Below are 8,589 nucleotides of genomic sequence, written 5' to 3'. Positions count from 1 at the left end.
GTCATTTGTGAGGGCATTGAAACGGGGCTGTCTCTGCTGTCTGGGTTGTTATCAGAGCCCGTTGATTTATGGGCGTCCCTTTCAACCCTATGAAAATGCAAAATAGATATAAAATATCTATTTTAACAGTAGCTATTGAAGAAATAGTAAAAATACATTACATTAGAACTACTTTGTAACACATTAAGTGGTTGTAAAATGGCTGAAACAACATTTACCTTTCGCGTCGATGATGTATTAAAAAATGAATTTTCCAAAGCAGCAAAGGCGTGTGATAGATCTGGTGCACAATTATTGCGGGATTATATGCGCGATATCGTAAAAGAACAAAAAGAAAAAAGTGCATACGATTTATGGTTTCGGGAACAAGTTCAATTAGGGATAAACTCTGCTAATGCAGGTGATATAATATCTTCTGAAGAAATCGAAGCAGAAGCAAAGGAATGGCGCTTAAAAACACAAAGTAAACTCGATAGATCAACTTTATGGAGCTAATTTGGACACAAGTAGCACACGTTGACCGCAAAAAGATACGTGAATACATATCACAAGATAATCCTTCTGCTGCCTTAAAGTTTGATCAACTTTTATCTGAAAAAGTAGAAAAACTTGTTAAATTTCCTACTCTTGGTCGTTTAGGACGAATTGTAAATACACGTGAACTTATTGTACATTCAAATTATATCATGATTTATGATATTTCAAATGGCGTTGTGCGTATTTTACGTGTGCTTCATACAAAGCAAAAATTTCCTTAATCAACTGTATTTTTATTTATTTGGTAATTGAAGCAAATTATTTTCTACAATACTGCGCTCCGTATCAGTAAATAATGATAAATTATTATTTTTCTAATATTGCAAATATGATTGCATAATTACTTTGCACACCGCTTAGTTTCTACTCGTAAAAATAATGATGATACTCTTGGTAAACGACGTTTTATTGTCAATGATGTGACAGTCGAAAAGCTTGGGGAACTCTTAACCCCCCCCCCCGTAGTCTCTTAATGGTGCGTGATGAATTGTCTGGTTTTTTAGCCAATCTGGAACGAAGAGAATATCAAACAGACCGTGCTTTTTATCTAACGGCTTTTAATGAAGATGATCAATTTACCTATGACCGTACCGAGCGTGGAACCATTTTTATCCCTCATGTCACTTTATCTATGATTGGAGGCATTCAATCCTCACGAATTATTCCCATCATTCAAGCAATACAGCGTGGAATAAACGATGACGGTTTTTCGTGAAATCTCTGGAGACAATAGCTCCCAAGGCGTTCGACCTATCATACGTTATGAATCATCCCTTAGTGAAAAATCATAAGACATCATACTGAGGCAATTTGGAAATCTTATAAAACATTAAACAATATAACAGTGAACCTTCAAAGCACTCCCCATCATTAGTTTTGGGGGACTTTGGGGGTGCTTCTTATATGTATTATTTTATTTTTGATTGAAAAAAATATATAATGGGGGGAGTAAAAGGAACCATCAAAATCCTCAAAACTAAGTACCATAATAGTTTTGATAGCATTTCTTATAAGTTACAAGCTATCTTTTGAAAGGCTTAAAGGATCAGCACTTTCCATGGTGAGACAGTCATCATTATCATCTGCTTCATCCACTTCCCCTGCCACTTCAACAAAAGTTGTTTTGGAGGCAACAGATACTGTTTGCGGATCCAAACTCAAAATTGGAACGTTTTTAGGAAAACCTGTTCAATAACGCTGGGCAAGATTAAGCGCGTTGTCAATATCATATTTTGTGATAGTATCTACAAAGCCTAGACGGTTTTTTCTTTGAAAACTCTCCTTATAAAACTTAAGTTTTTTGACATTGCCAGTCAAAATAAGTGCAATAAGGTGAAATTCTGCAAGGCAAAATTCACTGTTTGTTAGCAACGCCGCATAATCATAGATGATTTGGTTGGTGTTTTGGTTATCAGCCCATTTAAGAATATCCACACAGATTTGCTTTAGTTTGCCTTCTTCAACTTCAACACTAGAAACTGTATAAACTTCTTCTGCCTCTTTGAGAGCTATATATTGAGGATTCTCGGGAAAAACATCCCTATGAGCAGTGGAAAAGGCAAGTGTTGAAAGTGAAGCCTTGAATATAAGGATCGGTGTTTTTCCTTTTGTATCAAGGCTGTACATTATATTAATGATACGGTCTTTGCTTATAAAATAGGCATTACAATTATAATTTTTGTTGCGATAGACTGTCCAGTTCATCATTTTTAATATTTCAGAAACTGTATTAAGGAGAGGCAAAGATTGTACACCAATACGTGCATCTGCCGCCTCTCGCTCCTTTAAAACGGTCAGATGTCCTTCAGCAAATTGAACAGCGTGATTAACATATTTTTCCACATCATCGTCATCTAAATATTCAGAAATCGTACCTGCTTTTACGGCATTTTGATAGGATTTCAGGACATCAATTTGACCTGTCAATGCTAAACAAGCCAAATGCCAAATCACAGCTGGATAATAGCTATATTTTTGGATAAGCGTTTTGCTTTCTATTGATGCTTGTAAATCTTGGGCACGTGCCCACTGTATCACCCGCTCAGAGATTTTTGTCAACTCTTGCTCATTCAATATCTCTACACAAATATCAATTCCTTTATCAACACCACTAAAAACCCCTCCCTCAATCGTATTAAAAGACTGATAAATATTTGTAGCTGATATCTGCCTACATTTTCTACTATCGTGAATATAATGGCAAGCTACAGAAATATCTTCGTTGGAGATCCCTGCTTCAAGATGAACATTATAATCATAATGAAGACGGATAAAACCAAAATCAAATTGAATAAAACGATCCGGCAAAACTAACCACATTTTCCCAGGCTCTGTGGCAAACCATCCTTGGGTTTTAAGAATGTGCGTTGCTGCTGTGAGACTCATCAAACGCTGTTTCGGTTTTTTGCGTGCTAAAATGTCATCCAATTCATTATTTTTATAAGCTTCAGCAAAAAAGATAACGCGCTTAACCTGCGTTATCTTTTCATAATCAGAAAACTCTGGTGTATATAATTGAGGTGTAGGTTTGTAATTCCTTAAAGTTTCGGTATCGCCGAGTAGAGCCTTTGCAACGAGAGAATGATTAGCAGATTCTTCACGTAATTTTTGCTCAATATCTTGTGCTTGCGCCCATGCAACCACTTTGTTTAAAGCTACCTTAACGTGGTTTTCAAAAAACTCCAGCGCTGTAACTCCAAAATTCTCTTCTGAAGAAATCAGCATATCCTCATATAGAGGTTGAGATTCTTTACCGTTAGCATATTCACAGCCAAGACAATAAGCAGCAGTAGTAAGACTGACAGAAACCCACAATCTTCCGCTATCCCGTCCATAATCTATGACACCATAATGAATACGCACTATGCGATCGGGGAGGTGATAATAAGCAAACATATCACCCATTTTATCGCGATGAGGCTCCCAGCCAAGTCTTTTTAAAATCTCTGTTGCATCTTTGGTTTGCATCGTCATTACCCTGCGTGTTCTTTAATTCTTTTACAGAGAAATTCATAAAAATTACTTGCATAATAATGTGACGCTCCAGATGGAATCTTGACGTAGAGTGGGCATTCACCATCCTGAAACTGAGTATAATCAAAGTAAAAGGTTTCACCAAAATCTGTTCTATTGACAACAAGCTGCTGTGGTTTTGCTAAACCATTTTTTATATCTGTTAAGTGATAATAAACAATATCACCAGCAGGATTATCTTCAAAACTTGCGTTATAAATGCTAAAAATTTCATAACCTCCAATTTCTCCTCCTCCATAATTTTTTAAAAAACTTTTGTAGGACGAGGTGAATTGTAAACCAAGAGTTCTCTCAGCCTTTTCAATCAATATATCATCAGGTGCATCCTCTGCAGTGCCAAAGTCGATAACATCCGGATACTTATTAATTAATTGTGCAACATCAGCTAAGGTATAGGTTTTCATAAGTCCTTCCCCCCTAAAAGAGATTAACAATTCTTGCATTTTTTGAAAACAAAAAAGAATGACGGCTTTAACAGTGTATTTCAAAAGGAAACCGCCCGACAAAAAGCGTCATTCCAAATTAGCTATAATTCTTTTACAGAGGAATTCATAGAAGTTACTTGCGTAATGCTCTGAATCTCCAGATGCAATTTCAACATAGAGTGGGCATTCACCATCCCGAAACTGAGAATAATCAAAATAAAATGACTCATCCAAATCATTTGTACAAACGACAAGCTGTTGTGGTTTTGCTAAACCATTTTTTATATCTGTTAAGTGATTGTAAACAATATCATCACTACGTGCAATCTCAAAGTCTATAAGATAAACGCTCATTATTTCTTCATAACCAATTTCTCCTCCTCCGTAATTTTTTAAAAAACTCTTGTAGGAAGTTGTAAACTGCAAACCGAGAGTTTTCTCTGCTTTTTCAATTAGTACATCATCAACTCCATCATCAGCAGTACCAAAATTGATACGATCGCTATACTTATCAACTAATTGTGCAACATCCGATAAATTGTAAGTTTTCATAGATTATCCCCCCTAAAAAATATTAACGATGCTTGCATTCTTGAAAAGAAAAAAATAATGGTGGTTTAACATTGCAATTTGGAAGTAAAACCACCATACAAAGAAATTTACTTCAAATTATCTGTAATCCTTTTACAGAGGAATTCATAGAAGTTACTTGCATAATATTGTGGATCCTTGGGTGGAAAATCAAAATAGAGTGCACACTCTCCATTCTGAAATTGAGAATAATCGAAGAAAAATGTCTCTCCAAAATCGGTTCTACTAACAATAAGTTGCTGTGGCGTTGCAAAACCATTTTTTCTATAATTTAAGTTTTTATAAACAATATCATCACTACGAATAATCTCAAAGTTTGTATCATAAACGCTACATATTTCCTCACCACAAATTTCCCCTCTTCCATAGTTTTTTAAAAAACTTTTATAGGAAGACGTAAACTGCAAACCAAGAGTTTTCTCTGCTTTTTCAATCAGTGCATCATCAACTGCTTCATCTGTAGAGCCAAAATCGATACTATCGCTATATTTATCAACTAATTGTGCAACATCATCTAAGGTATAGGTTTTCATAGATGATCCTCAAAACGTGCGTTATAAACGCTCCATATTTCCTCACTATCAATTTCACCTCTTCCATAGTTTTTTCCAAAAACTCTTGTAAAAAGGGATAGGTTGCGGAGTGGGAGTGTGCTCAATCTTTTCAATCGGTTGATCACCATCAGGTATCTCAGCTCCCACGCTTTCTTTAATTCTTTTGCAAAGGAATTCATAAAAATTACTTGCGTAATATTCGCAATCTTCAGATGGAAGCATGACATAGAGTGGGCATTCACCATCCCGAAACTGCGTATAATCAAAGTAAAAAGTCTCACCAAAATCTGTTCTACTTACGATAAGCTGTTCTGGTGTCGCAAAACCCCTTTTTCTATTATTTAAGTTGCGGAAAACAATATCACCAGCAGCAATACCTATTCCACAATCCCTATAAACGCTACAGATTTCATAACCTCCAATTTCTCCTCCTTTATAATTTTTTAAAAAACTCTTATAAGAAGATGTGAATTGTAAACCGAGAGCTTTCTCCGCCTTTTCAATCAGTAGATCATCAACTGCATTTTCTGCAGTACCCAAATTGATAATCTCATCATCATATTTATTCACTTTATCAATTAATACTGCAACATCAGCTAAGGTATAGGTTTTCATGGATGATCCTCAAAACGTGCGTTATAAACGCTCCATATTTCCACTATCAATTTCACCTCTTCCATAGTTTTTTCCAAAAGCTCTTGTAGAAAGGGATAGGTTGCGGAGTGGGAGTGTGCTCAATCTTTTCAATCGGTTGGTCACCATCAGGTATCTCAACTCCCGCGTGTACTTTAATTCTTTTGCAAAGGAATTCATAAAAATTACTTGCGTAATATTCGGACTCCTCATCCGCAAACATGACATAGAGTGGGCATTCACCATCCCGAAACTGCGTATAATCAAAGTAAAAGGTTTCATCAAGATCATAACTCACAACGAGCTGTTCTGGTGTCGCAAAACCATGTTTTCTATCGAGTAAGTTTTGGTAAACAATATCACCAGCAGGAATACCTTCCCCACAATCTCCATAAAGGCTATAAATTTCTTCACCACCAATTTCTCCTCCTCCATATTTTTTTAAAAAAACTTTGTAAGAGGATGTGAATTGTACGCCGAGAGTTTTCTCCGCCTTTTCAATCTGTAGATCATCCGTTTCATTCTCTTCATCATCTTCACTACCAAAATTAATAATCTCATCATCATATTTATTCACTTTATCAATTAATACTGCAACATCATCTAAGGTATAGGTTTTCATAAATCTTCCCCTGCGTGCTCTTTAATTCTTTTACAGAGAAATTCATAAAAATTACTTGCATAATAATGTGACGCTCCAGATGGAATCTCGACGTAAAGTGGGCATTCACCATCCTGAAACTGAGTATAATCAAAGTAAAATGTTTCACCAAAATCAGTTCTATTCACGGCAAGCTGATTTGGTTTTGCGAAACCATTTTTTATATCCGTCAAATGATAGAAAACAATATCACCAGCAGGACACTTATCAAAACTTGCGTTATAAATGCTAAATATTTCATAACCTCCAATTTCTCCTCCTTTATAATTTTTTAAAAAGTCTTTATAAGAAGTTGTAAACTTTACACCAAGAATTTTCTCAGCTTCTTCAATCCTTTCATTACTAACCGCATCCTCTGCAGTGCCAAAATCAACAATATCACTATATTTCTCAACCAACTCTGCAACATCATCTAAGGTGTAAGTTTTCATAATTTGTTCTCCTATAAATTGTTATTTTTTAATTTTTGTATCTTTCGGTTTATAACATTCAGCACATAACATCCAAAGTTCTTCTCTCAACTTTTTAAACAAATCTCTATCAATATCTGATCCCATTTCCTTAGGCCTATTATGAAGGATACGATGATATTTTTTATGAAACTCGTTTGTCACCATTGCTAGAGGACCATCATGTGTTTGCAATATGTGATGGAATTCAATGGATTTATCATCAAATCCTATGGGCGCTCTTCCTGCTGTCATCTTTTCAATATTTGTACCTTCTACTTCTTTCCCTTTTTCTATCCAAGTAACAATTCGGTAAGGATTAAACAGCTTTTCACTCTCATAAACTTCATATTTTTGAGTAATTATTTCTCCTTTGTGAGGTATTTCAAGCTCAAAAACAGTGGATTTTCTGTCTGACCATAAATGTTCTCCTTGTGTGAAATATTGAGTTTTAGCAATTTCATCTCTGATTTTTTCCGTTGATTGAGCAATGTCTTTTTCTGGATAAATATCTTTTATTTTATTTCTGACTTCTTCAATTGTCTGAGAAGCTTTGTTTCCTGTTTGCTCATGAACTGCAACAGCTTTATCGCTTATTTTTTCCGTTGATTGAGCGATGTCTTTGCCTGCTTTTGCAGCCGTTACCTCAGTCTTAGCAGCAAATTTAGCCAGAGCCTTTGCGCCAAGCTTTATGCCTCCCTTGGCTGCTCCAGCAACTCCTGTCATTAGGGATGCTGTTTCAGTCAATAATTTTCCAAATTCAAGTCCAGCATTAAAGGAACCACCAGCACCAGCTCGCTCATATTCCTCCTCCATTTTATTAATGCGATCTACATAGGACTGTCCAAGGGTCCGACCAATTGTCGCCAAAATCTCACCACTGCTGAAAAAATCTTTGAGCGCTTTCAAAGTCTCTTTGGGATGTTTGGCTAGTTGCCAAAAACCATCAACCGTATCGTATATTTCAGCCGGGACACCAGCTACCATACCTGCCCCAAAGCTTATATCTTGCCCTGTACTAATCGCAGACCACTTCGCAGACACTGCTGCTTCACATAAAAGGTCAGGACACTCCTTTAATTCTTTCTCCATCTGAGCTTGTTGAGCACTGCTGAGGTAGTTATTTGCAGCGGCATTACCAGCGGCATCAGCGCCGGCATCAACATTGCCACCGGCAAGGGCAGCGGCAACGCCCCCAGCAGCCCTTGCAACATCAATGGTGTGGTCTCTAAAGTCAGCAAACTGCGCATCAATCTTTGCGTTTATACGCGCTTCCTCTTCCGCAGTTGGGGTGCGACCGTTTAGGTTACCCATTTCCTCTTTCACAATGCCTTGCACCCACAATTGAAACTGGAGCATAGCTGTGGCTTCGCCCACAGCACCCCCCACAGCACCGGCCGTGCAAGCACCACTCGCAACAGCGCCTTTTAAACAGCCAAGACCGGCGTGGGCAACGATTTGTGTGACCGTATCTATTTTGCCTTCTGCCTTGGCGGTACCGATTTCTTCTGCCAACGATTTGCCAACCGTATCAGACAGGGCGATGCGCAGATTGTTAAAAAAGTTCTTGTCAAGAGAGCCGCCTTCAAGAGCCGTTTGAACGCTCGTGCCAATGGCGGCTTTGATCAGGTTCTTTTTCGCTTCAAGGGCGATACGATCGACAAAAGGAGCGGTTTTTGGCAAAGATTGTCCAACACCTGCCATTT

The 8,589-nt window shown here is 37.2% G+C and carries 9 protein-coding genes and 2 pseudogenes; 3 read left to right on the top strand and 8 right to left on the bottom strand.

Going from position 1 to position 8,589, the window contains the following annotated elements:
- Nucleotides 1–198: 198 nt before the first annotated feature.
- From ACFIJZ_RS08810 to ACFIJZ_RS08800, 3 genes and pseudogenes are all read left to right on the top strand, one after another.
- Nucleotides 199–495 carry a CopG family ribbon-helix-helix protein gene (locus ACFIJZ_RS08810; protein ID WP_273791674.1) on the top strand — a complete coding sequence of 99 codons (297 nt, stop codon included), beginning with the start codon at nt 199–201 and terminating at the stop codon, nt 493–495.
- Nucleotides 486–758 carry a type II toxin-antitoxin system RelE/ParE family toxin gene (locus ACFIJZ_RS08805; protein ID WP_273791673.1) on the top strand — a complete coding sequence of 91 codons (273 nt, stop codon included), beginning with the start codon at nt 486–488 and terminating at the stop codon, nt 756–758. The genes ACFIJZ_RS08810 and ACFIJZ_RS08805 overlap by 10 nt, the downstream gene beginning before the upstream one ends.
- Nucleotides 759–917: 159 nt before the next feature.
- A pseudogene (locus ACFIJZ_RS08800) lies at nt 918–1,243 on the top strand (DUF3987 domain-containing protein); the annotation flags it as partial.
- 308 nt (nt 1,244–1,551) lie between these two features.
- On the opposite strand, the pseudogene ACFIJZ_RS08795 reads toward ACFIJZ_RS08800, so the two are convergent.
- From ACFIJZ_RS08795 to ACFIJZ_RS08760, 8 genes and pseudogenes are all read right to left on the bottom strand, one after another.
- Nucleotides 1,552–3,504 (bottom strand): annotated as a pseudogene (locus ACFIJZ_RS08795) (DUF6990 domain-containing protein).
- Between the two features lie 5 nt (nt 3,505–3,509).
- Nucleotides 3,510–3,974, bottom strand: coding sequence for an SMI1/KNR4 family protein (locus ACFIJZ_RS08790; protein ID WP_375631733.1), 465 nt, complete (start codon nt 3,972–3,974; stop codon nt 3,510–3,512).
- Nucleotides 3,975–4,082: 108 nt separating this feature from the next.
- A complete protein-coding gene (locus ACFIJZ_RS08785) occupies nt 4,083–4,547 on the bottom strand; it encodes an SMI1/KNR4 family protein (protein WP_273722002.1) in 465 nt (154 codons plus the stop codon).
- A 107-nt stretch (nt 4,548–4,654) separates the two neighbouring features.
- A complete protein-coding gene (locus ACFIJZ_RS08780; protein ID WP_375631731.1) occupies nt 4,655–5,119 on the bottom strand; it encodes an SMI1/KNR4 family protein in 465 nt (154 codons plus the stop codon).
- 54 nt (nt 5,120–5,173) lie between these two features.
- Nucleotides 5,174–5,755, bottom strand: a complete 582-nt coding sequence (locus ACFIJZ_RS08775; protein ID WP_273791575.1) for an SMI1/KNR4 family protein — start codon at nt 5,753–5,755, stop codon at nt 5,174–5,176.
- Nucleotides 5,756–5,807: 52 nt separating this feature from the next.
- A complete protein-coding gene (locus tag ACFIJZ_RS08770; protein WP_273791574.1) occupies nt 5,808–6,395 on the bottom strand; it encodes an SMI1/KNR4 family protein in 588 nt (195 codons plus the stop codon).
- Complete coding sequence (locus ACFIJZ_RS08765) at nt 6,392–6,865, bottom strand: SMI1/KNR4 family protein (protein ID WP_273783967.1); 474 nt, start codon at nt 6,863–6,865, stop codon at nt 6,392–6,394. The genes ACFIJZ_RS08770 and ACFIJZ_RS08765 overlap by 4 nt, the downstream gene beginning before the upstream one ends.
- 21 nt (nt 6,866–6,886) lie before the next feature.
- Nucleotides 6,887–8,589 (bottom strand): HNH/ENDO VII family nuclease (locus tag ACFIJZ_RS08760; protein ID WP_375631729.1); only part of this gene is annotated, 1,703 nt, incomplete at its 5' end.

This window comes from Bartonella sp. CL70QHWL (assembly GCF_042194855.1).
Taxonomy (GTDB): Bacteria; Pseudomonadota; Alphaproteobacteria; order Rhizobiales; family Rhizobiaceae; genus Bartonella.
Note: the sequence above shows the minus strand (reverse complement) of the source record. Positions and strands in the feature narration are given on the sequence as shown.